The sequence below is a fragment of the Maribacter sp. MS6 genome (assembly GCF_056839185.1).
In genome coordinates this window covers 1,062,004-1,080,601 of the sequence record NZ_CM166389.1, presented here as the reverse complement: position 1 = coordinate 1,080,601, position 18,598 = coordinate 1,062,004, and the positions used below count along the sequence as shown (strand labels likewise).

General features: G+C 39.0%; 16 protein-coding genes. 9 read left to right on the top strand and 7 right to left on the bottom strand.

The genetic code is table 11. From position 1 onward, the window contains the following. Positions 1-41 precede the first annotated feature (41 nt). Entirely contained in the window at positions 42-806 is a 765-nt protein-coding gene (locus MS6x_RS04885; protein ID WP_482605731.1) for an NYN domain-containing protein, read from the top strand. Positions 807-894: 88 nt separating this feature from the next. Beyond that, a complete protein-coding gene (locus MS6x_RS04880) occupies positions 895-1,314 on the top strand; it encodes a hypothetical protein (RefSeq protein ID WP_482605730.1) in 420 nt (139 codons plus the stop codon). Positions 1,315-1,393: 79 nt separating this feature from the next. Here MS6x_RS04880 and MS6x_RS04875 read toward each other — a convergent pair whose 3' ends face one another. After that, on the bottom strand, positions 1,394-1,930 hold the full coding sequence (locus MS6x_RS04875; RefSeq protein ID WP_482605728.1) for a DUF2911 domain-containing protein: 537 nt from the start codon (positions 1,928-1,930) through the stop codon (positions 1,394-1,396). A 244-nt stretch (positions 1,931-2,174) separates the two neighbouring features. Between MS6x_RS04875 and asnB the strand changes: the two genes are divergently transcribed. The 4 genes from asnB (at position 2,175) to MS6x_RS04855 (ending at position 8,964) form a co-directional block, all read left to right on the top strand. Then, entirely contained in the window at positions 2,175-3,845 is a 1,671-nt protein-coding gene (gene asnB / locus MS6x_RS04870) for an asparagine synthase B (RefSeq protein ID WP_482605727.1), read from the top strand. A gap of 192 nt (positions 3,846-4,037) precedes the next feature. Beyond that, positions 4,038-5,618 carry a sulfatase family protein gene (locus MS6x_RS04865; RefSeq protein WP_482605725.1) on the top strand — a complete coding sequence of 527 codons (1,581 nt, stop codon included), beginning with the start codon at positions 4,038-4,040 and terminating at the stop codon, positions 5,616-5,618. 256 nt (positions 5,619-5,874) lie between these two features. Next, a complete protein-coding gene (gene gyrB, locus MS6x_RS04860; RefSeq protein WP_482605724.1) occupies positions 5,875-7,875 on the top strand; it encodes a DNA topoisomerase (ATP-hydrolyzing) subunit B in 2,001 nt (666 codons plus the stop codon). 72 nt (positions 7,876-7,947) lie between these two features. After that, positions 7,948-8,964: a DUF6588 family protein gene (locus MS6x_RS04855; RefSeq protein ID WP_482605722.1), complete on the top strand. Its 1,017-nt coding sequence runs from the start codon at positions 7,948-7,950 to the stop codon at positions 8,962-8,964. A gap of 533 nt (positions 8,965-9,497) precedes the next feature. On the opposite strand, the gene MS6x_RS04850 is transcribed toward MS6x_RS04855, so the two are convergent. Beyond that, positions 9,498-9,875: a hypothetical protein gene (locus MS6x_RS04850; RefSeq protein WP_482605721.1), complete on the bottom strand. Its 378-nt coding sequence runs from the start codon at positions 9,873-9,875 to the stop codon at positions 9,498-9,500. A gap of 285 nt (positions 9,876-10,160) precedes the next feature. On the opposite strand from MS6x_RS04850, the gene mdh reads away from it, so the two are divergent. From mdh to secDF, 3 genes are all read left to right on the top strand, one after another. After that, positions 10,161-11,087, top strand: a complete 927-nt coding sequence (gene mdh, locus MS6x_RS04845) for a malate dehydrogenase (RefSeq protein ID WP_482605719.1) — start codon at positions 10,161-10,163, stop codon at positions 11,085-11,087. Positions 11,088-11,225: 138 nt separating this feature from the next. Further along, positions 11,226-11,843 carry a hypothetical protein gene (locus MS6x_RS04840; protein WP_482605717.1) on the top strand — a complete coding sequence of 206 codons (618 nt, stop codon included), beginning with the start codon at positions 11,226-11,228 and terminating at the stop codon, positions 11,841-11,843. A gap of 102 nt (positions 11,844-11,945) precedes the next feature. After that, a complete protein-coding gene (secDF, locus tag MS6x_RS04835; RefSeq protein ID WP_482605715.1) occupies positions 11,946-14,915 on the top strand; it encodes a protein translocase subunit SecDF in 2,970 nt (989 codons plus the stop codon). Positions 14,916-14,989: 74 nt separating this feature from the next. Here secDF and MS6x_RS04830 read toward each other — a convergent pair whose 3' ends face one another. The 5 genes from MS6x_RS04830 to yidD form a co-directional block, all read right to left on the bottom strand. Next, the gene (locus MS6x_RS04830; protein ID WP_482605714.1) at positions 14,990-16,222 is read right to left on the bottom strand and encodes an ABC transporter ATP-binding protein; all 1,233 of its coding nucleotides are present in this window, start codon (positions 16,220-16,222) and stop codon (positions 14,990-14,992) included. Position 16,223: 1 nt separating this feature from the next. Next, on the bottom strand, positions 16,224-16,742 hold the full coding sequence (locus MS6x_RS04825; RefSeq protein ID WP_482605713.1) for a GNAT family N-acetyltransferase: 519 nt from the start codon (positions 16,740-16,742) through the stop codon (positions 16,224-16,226). An 11-nt stretch (positions 16,743-16,753) separates the two neighbouring features. Beyond that, positions 16,754-17,239 (bottom strand): DUF192 domain-containing protein, encoded by a 486-nt coding sequence (locus MS6x_RS04820; RefSeq protein ID WP_482605712.1) that lies wholly within the window; start codon positions 17,237-17,239, stop codon positions 16,754-16,756. Between the two features lie 13 nt (positions 17,240-17,252). Next, on the bottom strand, positions 17,253-18,218 hold the full coding sequence (gene lgt, locus MS6x_RS04815) for a prolipoprotein diacylglyceryl transferase (RefSeq protein WP_482605710.1): 966 nt from the start codon (positions 18,216-18,218) through the stop codon (positions 17,253-17,255). 126 nt (positions 18,219-18,344) lie between these two features. Further along, entirely contained in the window at positions 18,345-18,578 is a 234-nt protein-coding gene (yidD, locus tag MS6x_RS04810) for a membrane protein insertion efficiency factor YidD (protein ID WP_482605709.1), read from the bottom strand. Positions 18,579-18,598 lie beyond the last annotated feature (20 nt).

Below are 18,598 nucleotides of genomic sequence, written 5' to 3'. Positions count from 1 at the left end.
ATTCCGTATGAAAACGTCCTACCTTTACAAAAAGTGATTAGATGGACAAGAATTTGGCGGTACTGATTGATGGGGATAATATCCCATCGGCCTATATAAAGGAAATGATGGAAGAGATTGCAAAGTATGGCAATCCCACTATTAAGCGTATTTATGGCGATTGGACCAATCCACGTCTGGGTAAATGGAAGAACGTTTTGCTGGAAAATGCCATAACGCCCATACAGCAGTATGGCTATACACAAGGTAAGAACGCTACAGATTCTGCCATGATTATCGATGCTATGGATGTATTGTATTCTGGAAAGGTTGATGGTTTCTGTATTGTAAGTAGTGATAGCGATTTTACACGATTGGCGACTAGGCTCCGAGAGGCGGGAATGCAGGTGTATGGTATAGGGGAGCGTAAAACGCCAAACCCTTTTATTGTGGCCTGCGATAAGTTCATTTATCTGGAAATACTAAAAACCCAAGGAGGGGAAGAACCCACGGATACCGATAAAACCAAACCAAAGACAGAGAATAAAGTCGATAAAATTACTCCAAAGGCATTGCGTTTTATGGCCAATACTATAGATGATGTTGCCGATGATGATGGTTGGGCTTTTCTTGGCGATGTTGGTAGTCTACTACAGAAGAAACAACCTAATTTTGATTCCAGAAATTATGGTTTTCAAAAATTAACGCCACTGATCAATAGCATTCCCCATTTTGAAATAGAACGGCGTGAAGATTCCAAGGGGCGCAAGAAACTTATTTATGTGCGTATTAAGGAGAAGAAGAATAGCCGTTCTTCAAAGTCCTAAAATTATCCTGTTGGCTAAAACAAGAGTAACGAACGGAATAATTTTATAACTTTCACGTTCTAAAGTCATATCTAAATACTCAGAAAAGATGATAAAATGGTTTCAGTTTTTAGCAGGATTCTTATTTATTATTTCCGGAACAAGTGGTGGCGTGTTCGCAGCACCGAACAATCATAATCCTGAAGTTGCGACTGTTATCCTGGATCAAGGACCGATAGGCGTTTGGGAGTACGAGGTCGAAGGAACGGAGGACGCCTATAAAAAGGGAGTTTTATTTGTTCGTTTGGAAAACGGTACGCCAATAGTGGAGGTACATTTAGGTAATGGAGTCCTAAATGGCCAAGATATACAATTACAAGGCGACACCTTAAAGTTTATAGTGAATTTGGATGGCGTTGAGCGGGTTGCAATAGTGTTGAAATCATCAGGCGATACCATAATTGGAGAAGCATCTTCCGGACAAGGAAGTTTTAGGATTAAGGGAACTAGAAAGTCACCACCCCGATAATAGTTTTTCATATTGCATCAACTAAAAAGAACCTAAGGATTACTTAGGTTCTTTTTAGTTGATGCTTTAGTATTTTAATTTACCACATAATTGGAACGGCCACTCTTGTAGTGTCCCAGCCCATAACCATATGCGCTCCTCCGTCTACATCTTTAAAAGTAATGGAAAATTCCTCCAAAGATTCTCCTGTGCTGGTTCCTCCCATAACACGAACTACGTCAGATGCTTCTTTGTAAAAGTAAGATCCCCATTGGTTCAGTTGGTTATGTAAGATTACAGTCCACTCTTTTTCACCGGGTATAGTTAATAGCGCATAAGTACCTGCTTTAACTTCTTTTCCTCCAAAAGTTACATCTTGGTAGAATGTTATTTCTGGCGCTTCGTTGGCACCTGTTCTCCAAACCTCACCAGCGGGAGCAAGCTCTGAAAGAGCACGTCCATTTAACTGAGGTCTACCATATGAAATCCGAACAACTTTTTCGGAAATTTTATAATCACTGGGGAACGAGGCCATGTCTAAGGGGCTTTTATCCATTCCAGAGAATTTTTGGGCGTTGGTATTAGTCGTAAAAACCAATGCAAATACAAATACAGTTAGGGTAATTAATTTTTTCATTTTATATGTTTGTTTTATGTATCCCAAAGCTAGGTAGTTCATAAATTAAATTTGCTTAAAATGTCGTTAATTTTTTCATTACTTACAAATAGGTTCAATTTGCTTAGTTTTTTAACCAAAGAATTTCAAATTATATGTTATTTGTAAAATATAACTATATATTGATACTATATATGGGTTTTTGGTTTGATAAATGAAACAATAAAATGATATTTGTATTCAAATTGATATAATAATAAAGATTATGTGTGGAATAGTTTGTGCATTTGATGTAAAGGAAAGTACGGAGGTTCTTAGGCCTCAATTGTTGGAAATGTCTAAGAAAATACGTCATAGAGGGCCAGATTGGAGCGGTATCTACAGTAACGATAAGGCAGTTTTAGCCCATGAGCGGTTAGCTATTGTTGATCCTGCCTCCGGAAAACAACCGCTATTGAGCAAGGATGGTAAATTGGTCTTGGCCGCCAATGGAGAGATTTATAATCACAGGGAGTTAAGAAAGCAGTTTAAAGGAACTTACGATTTTCAGACAGAATCCGACTGTGAGGTAATTTTGGCATTGTATCAAAAAAAGGGCGTGGATTTTTTGGATGAAATGAACGGTATTTTTGGCTTTACCATTTACGATACAGAAAAGGACGAATACTTTGTTGCTCGGGACCATATGGGGATTATTCCTTTGTATATGGGTTGGGATCAAAATGGTACCTTTTATGTTGCGTCTGAACTAAAGGCCTTGGAAGGTACCTGCACTAAAATTGAACTTTTTCCTCCGGGTCATTATTTACACAGTTCCGATGGTGAGTTAAAAAGATGGTACTCTAGGGATTGGATGGATTATGAAGCGGTTAAAGAAAATGAAACGAGTATACAGAAAATTAAAGAGGCACTGGAAGCTGCGGTGCATAGACAATTAATGTCCGATGTGCCTTACGGTGTTTTGCTTTCAGGTGGGTTGGATTCATCCGTTACTTCTGCAATTGCAAAGAAATATGCTCAAAAAAGAATAGAGTCAGATGATACAACAGAGGCGTGGTGGCCGCAATTACATTCGTTTTCAGTAGGGTTGGAAGGTTCTCCGGATTTGGCTGCCGCTCGTAAGGTCGCAGATCATATCGGTACGGTGCACCATGAGATAAAATTTACGATCCAAGAAGGTTTGGACGCAATTAAGGATGTGGTGTACAATTTGGAAACGTATGACATCACAACAATTAGAGCTTCTACACCTATGTATTTGATGGCGAGGGTCATAAAGTCAATGGGAATAAAAATGGTATTGTCCGGAGAAGGCGCAGACGAGCTTTTTGGTGGTTACCTGTATTTTCATAAAGCCCCTAGTCCAAAGGATTTTCATGAAGAAACCGTGCGTAAACTTGATAAATTGCACATGTACGATTGTCTAAGGGCGAATAAGTCCCTAGCGGCATGGGGCATTGAAGGCCGAGTGCCATTTTTAGATAAAGAATTTATGGACGTTGCCATGCGCATCAACCCAAAGGATAAAATGATCAATGGCGAACGAATGGAAAAGTGGGTGGTAAGAAAAGCTTTTGAAGATATGTTGCCACAAAGCGTTGCTTGGCGGCAGAAAGAGCAGTTTTCCGATGGCGTTGGCTATAGTTGGATAGATACCCTAAAAGAAGTAGTGAATACAGAAGTATCCGATGAACAACTAGAAAATGCAAAATTCAGATTTCCGCTACAGACACCTACGAGTAAAGAGGAATTTTACTATCGGTCTATATTCGAGCAACATTTTCCATCCGATGCAGCAGCACTTTGTGTGCCACAAGAACCATCAGTAGCCTGTAGCACCAAGATTGCTTTAGAATGGGACGAAGCTTTTAAAAATATGAACGACCCTTCTGGTAGGGCCGTTGCCAATGTGCACGATGACGCTTATACAAAGTAGTTGTCCTTACGAATCTGTTTGCTGCTATCTTTAAGCAGTGCAGTTTTTTGATTAGTCTTAAAGGAGTGTCAACTACATGACACTCCTTTTTAAGTCTAGTTTATAAAATGGAGTGCTACAATTCCGTTAGAGCCATATGCCCTAAGCGACATTATTTCAATATATTTAGGGTGTTACTAAAACTTGTACATAATGAGTGCACCTTCATCGACCAAAATAGTAATCCTTCTGAGTCTATTGTTCGGTTTGTTATTCTTTTCTTGCGCTACGCCAGTGGAGAAAAAGACAGAAAAACCAAATATCCTTTTTATTTTATCCGATGACCATACCTCGCAGGCTTGGGGACTTTATGGAGGTATTTTAAAGGACTACGTTCAAAATAAGAATATTCGTCGTATTGCTAATGAAGGTGCTTTATTGACCAACGCCTTTTGCACCAATAGTATTTGCACGCCAAGTAGGGGTAGTATCTTAACGGGGCAGTACAGTCACATAAATCAGGTCTATACTTTGAACGAGCCAATTCCTAAAGGACATCCAAATATTGCCAAGACGTTTCGTGAAAATGGCTATCAGACCGCCGTAATAGGAAAATGGCATTTGGTGGAGCAGCCAGAAGGGTTTGACTATTTTAATGTCCTCCCAGGACAAGGGCATTACTGGAACCCGGTATTGAAAACGAAGGAAAATTGGAAAGATGGTCATGATGGTACTGCAGGAAAACAGTATGAAGGTTTCTCTACGGATATTATAACCGACCTAACAATCAACCATCTTAAAAATCGGGATACAGTTAAACCATTTATGATGTTCTGTAACTTTAAGGCCACCCACGAACCTTTTGATTATCCAAAACGCTTTGCATCACTCTATAATAACGAAACCATACCAGAGCCTGCATCACTGTTAGATTTTGGTAAAGAAACTACTGGACGTTCTTTTAAAGGTCAGGTATTGGAGCATTTGGGAGAGCGATGGAAAAAAGCTACGGATACCGATACTTTTTGGACTACCTATCCTGGGCTGCCCTATCCTTTAGATGGACTGGACAGTATTCAGAAACGTAAGAAGATTTATCAGAAACTGGTGAAGGATTTTATGCGTTGCGGAGCGGCCATAGATGATAATATTGGAAAACTCCTAGATTATTTACAGGCGGAAGGAATTGCTGATAATACGATCGTTATCTATACTGCAGATCAAGGTTATTTTTTAGGAGAGCATGGATTCTTTGATAAGCGTCTTATTTATGAGGAGTCGCTTCGAATGCCCTTTGTGATTCGATATCCTAAAGAAATAAAAGGAGGACAGCGGATAGACGATATCATTCTTAATATTGATTTTTCGGCCCTGCTGGCAGATTACGCAGGTATTGAAAAGCCGGACTACATTCAAGGAGAGAGCTTTAGGCAGAATTTGAATGGAAAAACAGACAAAAATTGGCGCAAGCAGATGTACTATAGGTATTGGTTGCATCACCCGGATAGGCCGGCACACTTTGGTATCCGTAACGAGCGATATAAACTAGCCTTCTTTTATGGACAGGATTTAGGTAAGAAAGGAACATCCAAGCAATCTACCTTGCCAAGCTGGGAGTTTTATGACCTAGAAGAAGATCCTAAAGAGCTTCATAACGGAATAGATGATGTTAGATACGCTACCGTTATTGAAGCGATGAAGCTTGAGCTTATAGCGGAACGAAAAAACTATGGAGATTTGGATGAGAATTATCCTGCAATACGTACCATTTTATCACAGGCTAAATTGGAATAGTATACGTCTGCTAAGTTTGGTTCTCTTAAGGTAAATATGCCGTGGTTGCGCCGGTAGCTTAGTTGGTTTTAGATGTTCTATCACCTAGATTTAGCGCAATGAAAATAGGCGTTTTTAAGACCTGAAATCCATTCTCTTTTTCCACAATTTTTGTTGATAACTTGCCTATCTGTAAAAGTGACAAACGTCATATTTTACGGGGTATTGCGTATATTTGTAAGATTGCAAAATTTGAAGTACAAACAACCTTAAATTTATGAGCGAAGCAGCAAAAAACGAAGAAGAAGAAAATAAGGAAGACGCATTGAGCAAAAAGCCCGAAGTTCCCATGAAGGATTACTCTGCAGATAGCATCCAGGCCTTAGAGGGTATGGAGCATGTACGTATGCGACCTTCTATGTATATAGGTGATGTAGGTGCGCGCGGATTGCACCACCTGGTTTACGAGGTAGTGGATAACTCCATTGATGAAGCTATGGGCGGACATTGCGATGCTATAAGCGTTACCATAAACGAGGATAACTCGGTTACCACAAGGGACAATGGTAGAGGTATTCCGGTTGGAATGCACAAAAAAGAAGGGGTTTCCGCACTACAGGTGGTAATGACCAAAATAGGTGCTGGTGGTAAGTTCGATAAGGATTCCTATAAAGTTTCCGGTGGTCTGCATGGTGTGGGTGTTTCCTGTGTAAATGCATTGTCCTCTCATTTAAGAGCTACTGTTTTTAAAGATGGTAAAATTTGGGAGCAGGAATATGAGCGCGGTAAAGCTATGTATCCGGTAAAGACAATTGGGGACTGTAAACCAGAGGATAGGGGCACAGAGGTAACTTTTCTGCCTGACACGACTATTTTTACACAAACCATAGAGTACAGTTATGAAACGTTGTCCAATAGGATGCGGGAGCTCTCCTTTTTGAACAAAGGGGTAACCATCTCTATTACGGACAAACGTCAAAAGGATGAAAATGGAGAATTTGTATCCGAAGTTTTCTATTCCGACGAAGGATTAAAGGAGTTCGTTAAGTTTTTGGATGGAAACCGAGAATCCCTTATTCAGAATGTTATTTCAATGGAGGGCGAGAAAAACGATATCCCAGTTGAGGTAGCCATGATTTATAATACCAGTTATACGGAGAATTTACACTCTTATGTAAACAATATAAATACCCATGAAGGAGGAACACATTTATCTGGATTCCGAAGAGGGCTTACCTCTACCTTAAAGAAGTATGCAGATGCTTCCGGTATGCTAGACAAGCTAAAATTCGAAATACAGGGAGATGATTTCCGTGAAGGGTTAACGGCAATTGTATCGGTGAAAGTACAGGAGCCTCAGTTTGAAGGACAGACCAAAACTAAATTGGGCAACAGAGAAGTTTCCTCCGCCGTGAGCCAGGCTGTTTCCGAGATGCTTACGAATTATTTAGAGGAGCATCCGGACGATGCAAAGGTGATTGTTCAAAAAGTGGTCTTGGCAGCTACTGCTAGACACGCAGCCACAAAGGCACGTGAAATGGTACAACGAAAGACAGTTATGAGTATTGGAGGCTTACCAGGTAAATTATCCGATTGCTCTGAACAAGACCCTGCGCTTTGCGAGGTATTCCTAGTAGAGGGCGACTCGGCAGGTGGTACCGCTAAACAAGGTAGAGATCGAAAATTTCAGGCAATTTTACCGCTCCGTGGTAAGATTTTAAATGTAGAAAAGGCAATGCCCCACCGTGTTTTTGAAAACGAAGAAATTAAGAATATTTATACCGCGCTAGGGGTAACTATTGGTACGGAGGAAGATAGCAAGGCTTTGAATTTAGACAAGCTGCGTTATCACAAAGTAGTCATCATGTGTGATGCGGATGTTGATGGTAGTCATATTGAAACGTTGATACTTACTTTTTTCTTCCGCTACATGCGCGAGCTTATTGAAGGTGGTCACGTGTATATTGCTACACCTCCTTTATATTTGGTTAAGAAAGGACAGAAGAAGCAATACGCTTGGAGTGACAAAGAGCGCGATGAGATTGCGGATAGTTACAGCGGTGGAGTAGGAATTCAAAGATACAAGGGTCTTGGTGAAATGAACGCCGAACAATTGTGGGATACTACAATGAATCCGGATTTTAGGACGTTGCGCCAGATAACCATTGAAAATGCAACTGAGACAGATCGGGTGTTTTCTATGCTGATGGGAGATGAGGTGCCACCGCGAAGAGAGTTTATTGAGAAGAATGCCGTTTATGCGAACATTGACACCTAGAAATAACCACTTTCACAACAAAAACCTGTACGTATCGTGCAGGTTTTTTAGTTTTAATGAAAATTTAAAAACATGAAACGTTTATTTATTACTTTTCTGATTTTCAGTGGTCCTATGCTAATGGCACAGACTAGTCTTAACAGTATTTTTGCGGCTGGAATAGAAGATGCCGAAAAATTTACGACGGATTACCTAGCGCCTTTTTCGCAGAGTACCGTGTATGGTTTTTCTACGGGCTGGTATAATACCGCAGATGCTAAACCACTTGGTGGTTTTGAAATTTCATTTATTGGATCCGTCACCAGTCACAAGGGAAAGGAGGATAAAAAGACCTTCATTTTGGATCCTAACGAGTATCAAAACCTAGATTTTGTTCAAAACCCAGGGACGGCAAGAGCAGTTTCGTCCGCATTAGGTGATATTGAAGGTACTAGCGTTTTTGTTGAAGGACAAGTGGCTGGGATAACAGTTCGAGAGGAGTTTGAACTACCCTCAGGTCTGTCTGCTGAAGGTCTTAATTTTGTCCCTTCCGGATTTCTTCAGGCAAGTGTTGGTATATTCAAAGGGACAGAGGTTAAAGCGCGTTTCTTGCCTAAAATAGCGTATGAAGGAGCTGCTGTAGGTCTAATCGGTTTTGGTCTGCAACATGATTTTACAAAATTATTACCTGCAGACAAAATATTGCCTGTTGCAATTTCTGGTGTTATAGGTTATACAAAGCTTAATGGTGATTATGATCTTACCGATGTTAATTTAATAGATGGTGAGAACCAAAGAATTGAAGCTGAAATGAGTACATGGGCGTTTAAAGCAATCGTGTCTACAAAACTGCCGATCATTAATTTTTATGGTGGAATTGGATATATCACAGGAAAATCCCAAACCGATGTACTTGGCGAGTATAGGGTCACTAGAGGTCCCTTTGCATCCGAAACATATGTTGATCCTTTTTCAATTACAGAGAAAGTAAGTGGTGTTACGGGTAATATTGGGGCTAAACTTAAATTAGGATTCTTTCGATTACATGCAGACTATACGCTAGGTGAATTTAATACCTTGACCGCGGGAATAAACTTTGGTTTTAGATAAATTCTAAGTTTTTTAGCCACAAAGACCATTGGTTGTGCCTGTTTAACTAGGCACAACCAATGGTCTTTGTTATTTCAAATAGGTACGTTTCATTGTGGTCTTCTAGTAAAACTTGGTTTATAGCGATACATTATTCTAGATGAGTATACAGCTACGTTTAATTGAGCATCCATTGGTTAGTTCTAAGATTTTGAACTCATGGTTTAGTAAGAATAGGTACCATGCTTTTTGGATTGGCTTTTTGATATATAACAATGCCTAGCATAGAAGTTGGCAGAACGTGCGCGTGAATAACTTTATGTTCATTGTGCATTCACGTATTGAATTGGCCTTTCTTTAAGTTATTGAAGTAGCGAGTGGTAAATATATTGGCAATTGCTATTCTAGGGTAGCCTCATTTCTTGATGTAACTTAAAAAGGTTTAAATTTTTAAAATAATGGTACTGTTGTTCTCCTAAGCGTATCGTAAAAACTAAAAAAGTCTGCCCAGATTGCTCCGGACAGACCCTTTCCCATGGCCCTGTTAATACTGATTATTCTCGTATGGCGAGCATGTTTCCGTTATTTTCTTGTAGTACGGTTCCTGTAGGTGTTGCTTTAATGGTTACGATATCATTGGGTTTATTCTCTAAACCTCTATATTCTACCGTGTACACTCCGTCTGTCTGAGACCACTTAAAATCTGTTTTTTCAATAATTTTACCTTGGTTGATTTTGTGATATCTTCCTAAGTATACATCGTTGAAAATCCATTCTTTCCGGGTGGTGTTTTTTGCGGTACCGCTTTCCGAAGAAAGGGTATTTTCTATCCATATTCCAACAATTGGGTCATTGTTTTCTTCAATTCTAGAACAATTACTAGAGAAGATGATGGCAATTATAGCAAGTAATGAAAGTATTTTTTTCATCATTTTAAGTAGGTTTTTGGATTTGGGTATCCAGAAATGATAACGGGTATGTGGATTGTGTTAGTATTAAAATTCGTTGTATGGTAGCATTTTTCTGTTTTCTTCGTTAAAGTGCTCTTTTTTTTAACATGTTGTACCGTTCGTCGATAGTTGATGGATTACTTGGCGATTTAATATTGAGGAAATCTCGCCCTTTTTTTGTCAATTTATACCTATTTTTGAGTTGAAAGTAGAAACCTAAATAAGACGGTAAACGTTTTAATTAATAACCATTAAATTTATCTTTAAATGAAAGTTACAGTAGTAGGAGCAGGAGCGGTAGGAGCAAGTTGTGCGGAATATATAGCGATAAAGGATTTTGCGTCGGAAGTTGTTCTTTTGGATATAAAAGAAGGCTATGCAGAAGGGAAGGCTATGGATTTAATGCAGACCGCCTCGTTAAACGGTTTTGACACTAAGATTACAGGTAGTACTAGTGATTATGCAAAGACGGCCAATAGCGATATTGCTGTGATTACTTCGGGAATACCCAGAAAACCCGGGATGACCAGGGAAGAATTGATAGGAATAAATGCAGGAATCGTTAAAGCGGTATCGAGCAGTTTAATCGAGCATTCACCAAACGTCATTCTTATCGTGGTAAGTAATCCTATGGATACGATGACTTACTTGGTCCATAAAACCACAGATTTACCAAAGCATAGAATTATAGGTATGGGTGGCGCGTTAGATAGTGCCCGTTTTAAGTATAGGCTAGCTGAAGCCATGGAAGCTCCAATATCTGATGTAGATGGAATGGTCATCGGTGGTCATAGCGATACAGGAATGGTTCCTTTAACGTCGCATGCAACCAGAAATAGCATTAGAGTATCCGAGTTTTTGTCCGAAGACAGATTACAGCAAGTAGCTGATGATACCAAAGTAGGTGGAGCAACGCTAACAAAGTTGTTGGGAACAAGTGCATGGTATGCACCGGGAGCAGCGGTTTCTGCTTTAGTGCAGGCAATTGCATGCGATCAAAAGAAACTATTCCCATGTTCTACATTTTTGGAAGGGGAATACGGATTAAACGATATCTGTATAGGTGTGCCCGTACTATTAGGTAAAAATGGTATCGAGAAAATCGTTGATATCCCTTTGAGTGATGCCGAGAAGGATAAAATGCAGGAAAGTGCGGCAGGAGTTGCCAAAACAAATGGTCTTTTAGACGTTTAGTTTAAATTCTTTAGCGCTAAAACAATGCCTTTGTAGTCTAACTATAAAGGCATTGTTAGTTAATGCACCTTGGACTTTGAAAATTTATAATGTATAAAATATACTACCTAGAATAATCTTTCTTTTTATATTTGCCGCATGAATGCAAAATGGTGTATAAGCACTTTATTTATTATTCTAGCCTTTTTGGGGCTAAGTCAAGAGCATAAGAGAACTTCTAACCAGCAAATATTACTAAAATTTGCAGAGGTAGAACTAGCCTCAGAAACTGCTCATGATGAAATTTTGGCTGTAATTGCCAAGAAGCTAGAAGTGCTAGGTATTGCTGATATTGAAATAGTAGAAAATGACGGCACACAGTTAAGTATTCGTTATTACAGTGATATCGATGCCGTTAGTGTTAAGGAGTTTCTTTCCAAAGAAAAGCGACTGTCTTTATCAAATAAAGAAGAATTTCCTTCCGATTATCCTATAGAAGAACTTCCCGAAAAGTATAATTTAATCGTATCTGATTTGCATCTGCAAGCAGATGATATTGTTAATTTAAACGCAACTCTTGTTTTAAGTCATAAACAAGCTGATGAAATAGTTTCTAATTCTGTAATTCTAACATGTGCTAATACACTAGATTTTGAACAAGACGCTAGCGTTGACATAGCTTATAAGATTAATAGAAATATTGCATTATCAATTAATAACACTTCACAAATAATACCAGAAGTAAGGGCAGGACCTTATGTGAATGGGAACAGTTAATTTCCAATAAAATAGAATACCAAGCAGCTTATTACTTTGCGTAAAGTTTATTTGCCTTGGTTTTTAATACACCTAAATAACATAAATTAAATAACTATTAAAATGCAAAATAAAGGACTTATAAAGCTTTTCGCTTTATTATTCGGGTTAGTAAGTATCTATCAGCTATCCTATACTTTTATCACAAGTAAAGTAGAAAACGAGGCAGAAGCGTTTGCGATCAGCCGTATTTCAGAGTCGGAAGACGATTATGTTTCTCAAAGGGAAGCCGTAGAAGCCCGTTATTTGGACTCCATTAGCGAGAACACCATTCTAGGTTATACCAATTATGGTGAAGCTAAGCAGAAGGAATTGAACAAGGGTCTGGATCTTATGGGCGGTATTAACGTAACCCTACAAATTTCGGTAAAAGATATCTTAAAAGGATTAGCCAATAACACCAAAAACCCTGTTTTCAATAAGGCCTTGGCCGATGCCGATGTTGCATCCCAAAATAGTGATGACACTTATTTGGATTTGTTTTTTGAAGCTTTTGACAATATAAAAGGAGAGACGAAGTTAGCTTCGCCCGAAATATTTTCGAACAAGGGACTAAGTGATGAGGTTAACTTTCAAATGTCCGATGATCAGGTAAGGCCAATTATAAGGACTAAAATTGATGAATCCATTGTTTCTGCTTTTGAAGTTTTACGGGAACGTATCGATGGCTTTGGGGTGACTCAACCAAATATTCAAAGAGAAGGAAACTCTGGTCGTATTATAGTCGAATTGCCGGGGGCCAGGGATATTGCACGTGCTCAGGATTTGTTGTCCAGTACGGCACAATTGGAGTTCTGGGAAACTTACCCGCAGAGTAATACGAGTTTTAGTACGTTTTTGATACAAGCAAACGAGAAGCTAAAGGATATTGTAAAGGTAGATGAGCCAGAACAAATAAAGGAAGAGACTGAGTTGGATTCCTTATTATCCGATGTAGCCTCCGATTCTTTGGATTTGGCCACTCAGGTCAATCCGCTTTATGAATTATTGATTCCTGCTAACCCAGGAAGTAATGCTATGTTTCAAGCAGCTATTAAGGATACTGCTACGATAGGCGGTTATCTAAGAATGCCGGAAATTAGAAGATTATTGCCTGCAGATATCCAATTTGTGAAATTTGTTTGGGAACGTCCTGCAACCGAGGATACCGAGATAATTAATCTTTATGCCTTAAAATCTAATCGTGAAGCAACGCCAAGAATTAGTGGTGATGTGGTCAGTGATGCACGTGGCGAGTTTGACCAATTCAGTAAGCCGGTCGTTACCATGAGCATGAACTCTAAAGGTTCTAAACTATGGCAAAAATTAACGAGTGATGCCAATGTTAACCAAACGGGTATTGCCGTTGTATTGGATAACAGGGTCTACACGGCACCTGGTTGTTCTGTTGTTGGAGGAATATCTGGCGGTAGAACAGAAATTTCTGGAGATTTTACGGTAAATGAAACCAAGGATATCGCTAACGTTTTAAGAGCTGGTAAATTACCCGCCTCGGCTGAAATCATTCAATCTGAAATAGTGGGTCCTTCTTTGGGCCAAGAAGCTATTGATAGTGGTTTTATGTCTTTCCTTATAGCCATGGCGGTAGTATTGCTATGGATGATATTCTATTATGGTAAGGCAGGTGCTTTTGCAGATGTTGCATTGCTATTGAATATTCTTTTGATATTTGGTGTGCTTACAAGCTTGAACGCGGTATTAACCTTACCTGGTATAGCGGGTATTGTTTTGACCATAGGTATGTCGGTCGATGCCAACGTACTTATTTTTGAGCGTATAAAAGAAGAATTGGCAAAAGGAAAAGGAAGAAGTCTGGCGGTCTCAGATGGTTTTAGTAATGCACTATCTTCTATTTTGGATGCCAACATAACTACGGGTCTTACGGCAATTATCCTCTTTGTATTTGGTTCTGGACCTATAAAAGGATTTGCTACCACCTTATTAATTGGTATACTAACCTCATTATTTACGGCCATATTTATCACAAGGCTTTTGGTTGATTGGTATATAGGAGGCAAGGGAAGAAGCTTGGATTTCTCTACGGCTATAACAAAAGGCCTATTTAAGAACATGAGTATAGATTTCTTGGTAAAAAGAAAGATAGCTTATGTAATCTCTGGAATTTTAGTAGCTGTGGGACTATTTTCCTTACTTGCAGGACCAGGCTTACAGCAGGGAGTCGATTTTATAGGTGGTCGTTCCTACACGGTTCGTTTTGAACAGCAGGTAAATGCCTCAGAAATTGCCTCTGAGCTTAACGACGTCTTTGGAAGTGGTACTCAGGTTAAAACGTTTGGCGAGTCCAATCAAATTAAGATTACAACACCGTATAAAGTAGATGTTGAGGGTATAGAGGTCGACAATGAGATACAGGACAAGTTATATACTTCTTTACAAAAATATCTACCAGACGGTATTGATAAGCAAGATTTTATGATAGGTAGCGCGGATAAGGCTATTGGTATTATGCAGTCCGTTAAAGTGGGTCCTACCATTGCGGATGATATTAAAAATAATGCCTTCTTGGCAATCCTAGGATCCTTAGCCGTGGTATTCCTGTACATCTTGTTCCGTTTCCGTAGATGGCAATTCTCCTTGGGTGCGGTTGCAGCTGTATTCCATGATGTTTTGATTGTGCTTGGTGTGTTCTCTATATTTGGAAAGCTGATGCCTTTTAACATGGAAATTGATCAGGCTTTTATTGCTGCGATACTTACGGTAATTGGTTATTCCTTGAATGATACCGTGGTTGTTTTTGACCGTATTCGTGAGATAATTGCGGAGCGAGGATGGAAAAGTGGGGAGAATATTAATACTGCGATTAATAGTACATTGAGTAGGACATTGAATACCTCTTTGACCACATTGGTCGTATTGCTTACGATATTTGTTTTTGGCGGGGAATCCTTAAGAGGATTTATGTTCGCTATGATTGTAGGTGTAGTTGTAGGTACATACTCATCCGTATTTATTGCAACACCAATAATGTACGATGCATTAGGGAAGAAAATAAGATCAGGGGTCACAGCCTAATAAAAAGTAGACTAACTCAAGTTAAAGAGTCGCTATTCCTTATGGGGTAGCGGCTTTTTTATTGGAACTATTATTTATAAAAAAGTAGATTTTCCTTTTGATCCGTCACTTGTCATATCCAGTGTGTAGAGGTATTTTGGTTGTAATCCAGGTTCCTTTCGATGCGAAACAAAAATAACACAGGTATTGGTTTCGGTTGCAATTTTGTTGACTAGTGCTACCAATAGTTGGGCGGCTGTATCGTCCATGCCAGCGGTAGGCTCGTCCAGTATTAATAAAGGGGGATGTTTAACCATAGCTCTTGCGGTCATCACCAAACGTTGTTGGCCCAACGAAAGTTGCTTAAACAGTGTATTTCGTTTTTCCCATAAACCAAGTAGCATCAACCATTCTTTACTCCTTTGCTTTTGTGATTCCGTAGGTAGGGTGTAGAGTCCAACCGAATCTGTAAATCCTGATATAAGCATATGCTGTACGGAATGTCTACCTTTAAATTTATCGGTTATATTCGAAGAAAAATAACCGATTTTTTCCTTGATTTCCCATACACTTTCACCGCTGCCTTTCTTCTTGCCGAATATATAAACATCTTTTCCGTACGCTTTTGGATTATCTCCAAATATCATGGATAGCATTGTGGTTTTTCCAGATCCGTTTTTTCCCACAAGTTGCCAGAACTCTCCTTTTTCTACTTTCCATGAGATATTGTTCAGTATGGGTTTGCTTTCATAAGAAATAGAGACGTTACGGAATTCAATTAGGGTATCCTCTAACGGTTCAAGAGTATGTATTGGCTTTGGAATCTTCTTGTATAACCGATGATCTGGCTCAACAGCTATGGTAATATCCTCATTTTTAAGTACTGTAAATTCATTTACTTTTAACACTCCGAAATTCTCTATAAAGGGAAGTATATCAGATTTTCTACTCACCAATTGTATAAAGCTAATTTCCTGTGTTCTTTGTAGTACTATTTGTTTTAGTTTGGCTTGAAAATCAGTGTCCAAATTATCGAAAGGATTATCTAGTACTATATAATCTGACCCTGATGCTAGTATGTGATATAAAAGGGCTTTCTTTTGTTCCCCACTAGACATAGTTTTTAAGGGCTGTGTTTTAGTTGTTAAGGCGCTGTACCCATGCTGTTCTTCCTGTTCAACAAAAGTTGTTACAGCTAATGGTGAGAACAAGGCTCCCTTCTTATCAATAAAGGTCGTAAAAGTGGGATGGCGCTGTCCTAAAACTTCTTCTATGAAAAAGGATTTGTTAGATTCGTTATCAACGAATATGGCCCAATGCATTGTCATACTATTTTTTTATCTGATATATGTCTACGGGATTTTTGTTATAAGTAGTTGTTCGATGCCATTGCATCCCTATTTTAAGCGCAACCTTTCTAGACGGTACGTTGTCTACATGGATGATAGAAATCAAGTGCGCCGTCCAGTCGTTATTAAATGCAGTTTTCTTACAGAGTTCGGCGGCCTCCGTGGCATAGCCCTTGCCCCAATGTTCCGGCAAAATCGAATATCCTATTTCCAATTCTTTTAGCTCATCTACGGTTTGCACTAAGAGTCCGCAAAGTCCAATAAATTTCTGAGTTTCATTACAAACTAATGCGTTCATGCCACCTTGGCTGGTATGGTAGCGTTCAAAAATCCTATCGAATTGCTGTTGGCAAGCGGTTTTTGGATCTTCTGGTAACCCTTCCCAGTATTGAGAACTTAAGGGTTCTTCGTGGAAAGGTAGCCAAAGTCTGAAATCATTTGGGTGTAACTTTCTAAAGCTAAGCCTTTTGGTTTGTTCACCTTCTAAGAGATAGTCCATTCGATGGGTTTTTAATCTCTGGTGAACTCAATTGTATCGCCCACTTCCAAGAGCCATTTTTTAGCCAGTCCTGCATTTACTTCCAAAACATATTTAATAGGGACTTTAGAGGAAAGTCCGGTCTCGTTAAAAGGTTGGGCGTTTTTTTGGAAACTCGCGATTTTCAGATTTTCATCAATGAAGATAATATCTAAGGCAAAAGCGGTATTCTTCATATAAAACGAATGCATTGCTACATCCGGAAAAATGAATAACATTGCTTGGTCGTCCTCCATACCTTTGCGGTACATAAGTCCCGTCTGTGTTTCATAGTCAGACTCAGCAAACTCCACATCTAATTGCCTTACTAGGGAATCTGATTCTTTTTTGAAGATGTTTAATTTGCCTTCTTTGGTAAACGTGACTTCTTCCGTTTTGATGGTGGTTTTGTTTTCCTCCTTGCACGAGAGGACTGAAAGAAATACAACAAGAATTCCAATAGTGTGTTTTATGCCCATAATACAAAATAATCTAAGCCGTTTTGCCTGAAGGTCTAAACATAAGATATAGACCAACGATGATAAACGGTATGCTAAGCCACTGTCCTGTAGAAAGTAGACCCCAAGATTCCTCAAAACCACCTTGACTTTTCTTAACGAACTCTACAAAGAAGCGTACCGTCCAGAGCAACACTAAAAACAAACCTAAAAGATAGCCCTGTTTATTCTTTTTCTCTGTTTTCCAATAGAGGTAGTAGAGGAGGATAAAAATAAAGATGTAACAGATACCTTCGTACAGTTGTGCGGGATGGCGATAGGGTATTTCTTCTAAATATTGTGCAAATTTCGGATTGTTTTCAATGGCGGCATACGCCGCATTGAGGGTTTTTTCCTTGGTTACCGCTAAGGCTTTGGAGGGATGTAAATCATCTGAATCACGAATGAAACGCGTTGCGAAAATAAAGGACTTATCCACTATTCTACCATTGATTTCCGAGTTGAAAAAATTACCCAAACGCACACAGAATGCGCCAATGGAAAAAGGTACTACCATACGGTCCAAAATCCATAGCAGTTTAAATTCGGGATATTTTCGGGTATAGATATACATACCCAAAATTACCCCTATGGTCGCACCATGACTGGCCAATCCTGTAAATCCTGTAAATTCGTAACCATCTATTAAGCCAAAAAGTAAACTACCGGTACTACTTTCCCTAATGGGCAATAATATTTCTAACAAGTGATCTTTATAATAGGCCCAATCATAAAAAATAACGTGGCCTAATCGTGCGCCAAGCATAGTTCCTAAAACGGTATGGATGAATAGGGAATCTAGCTGTTCTACTGATTTTTTTTCGTTATCGAAGATGCGTTTCATCAGGTACCATCCCAAAGCGAAAGAAATAATCCATAAAAGATTATAATATTTTATCTGAACGAAACCAATATTGAACAAGGTTTCGTTTGGATTCCATGTAATACCTAAAAAATGCATAGTTCTTTATTTGTAAAGGCTAAGATACTAAAATTGAAAGCCCTCCGAAATTGTAAATGATGAAAATGAATTTCGAATAACGATACCCTTTATGACTGAACATAAATCCATAAGTCAAAAATCTCATCAGGGCACCGGATCATATCCTTTTCCTCCCCAGGGATTACAGCTAACTATTCGTTTTAAAGAAAGCCACCCCCCCTTAAAAAGACCATGTTTTTTTAAAGCTTCCAAAGTGTACTGGGAGCATGTAGGGGAGTACCGGCAAGTTGCTGGCGTGTATGGCGATATGGCCAGTTGATAAAAACGGACTAACAAAATAAAAGGGGCAATCAGAATTTTTTTTAAGGATAACTTCAATTTCAAAATATTAAGTATAC

Coding starts and splice junctions, on each gene's coding strand:
- MS6x_RS04885 (WP_482605731.1), top strand. CDS start 42: ATGGACAAGAATTTGGCGGTACTGATTGATGGGGATAATATCCCATCG.
- MS6x_RS04880 (WP_482605730.1), top strand. CDS start 895: ATGATAAAATGGTTTCAGTTTTTAGCAGGATTCTTATTTATTATTTCC.
- MS6x_RS04875 (WP_482605728.1), bottom strand. CDS start 1,930: ATGAAAAAATTAATTACCCTAACTGTATTTGTATTTGCATTGGTTTTT.
- asnB (WP_482605727.1), top strand. CDS start 2,175: ATGTGTGGAATAGTTTGTGCATTTGATGTAAAGGAAAGTACGGAGGTT.
- MS6x_RS04865 (WP_482605725.1), top strand. CDS start 4,038: ATGAGTGCACCTTCATCGACCAAAATAGTAATCCTTCTGAGTCTATTG.
- gyrB (WP_482605724.1), top strand. CDS start 5,875: ATGAGCGAAGCAGCAAAAAACGAAGAAGAAGAAAATAAGGAAGACGCA.
- MS6x_RS04855 (WP_482605722.1), top strand. CDS start 7,948: ATGAAACGTTTATTTATTACTTTTCTGATTTTCAGTGGTCCTATGCTA.
- MS6x_RS04850 (WP_482605721.1), bottom strand. CDS start 9,875: ATGATGAAAAAAATACTTTCATTACTTGCTATAATTGCCATCATCTTC.
- mdh (WP_482605719.1), top strand. CDS start 10,161: ATGAAAGTTACAGTAGTAGGAGCAGGAGCGGTAGGAGCAAGTTGTGCG.
- MS6x_RS04840 (WP_482605717.1), top strand. CDS start 11,226: ATGAATGCAAAATGGTGTATAAGCACTTTATTTATTATTCTAGCCTTT.
- secDF (WP_482605715.1), top strand. CDS start 11,946: ATGCAAAATAAAGGACTTATAAAGCTTTTCGCTTTATTATTCGGGTTA.
- MS6x_RS04830 (WP_482605714.1), bottom strand. CDS start 16,222: ATGACAATGCATTGGGCCATATTCGTTGATAACGAATCTAACAAATCC.
- MS6x_RS04825 (WP_482605713.1), bottom strand. CDS start 16,742: ATGGACTATCTCTTAGAAGGTGAACAAACCAAAAGGCTTAGCTTTAGA.
- MS6x_RS04820 (WP_482605712.1), bottom strand. CDS start 17,239: ATGGGCATAAAACACACTATTGGAATTCTTGTTGTATTTCTTTCAGTC.
- lgt (WP_482605710.1), bottom strand. CDS start 18,218: ATGCATTTTTTAGGTATTACATGGAATCCAAACGAAACCTTGTTCAAT.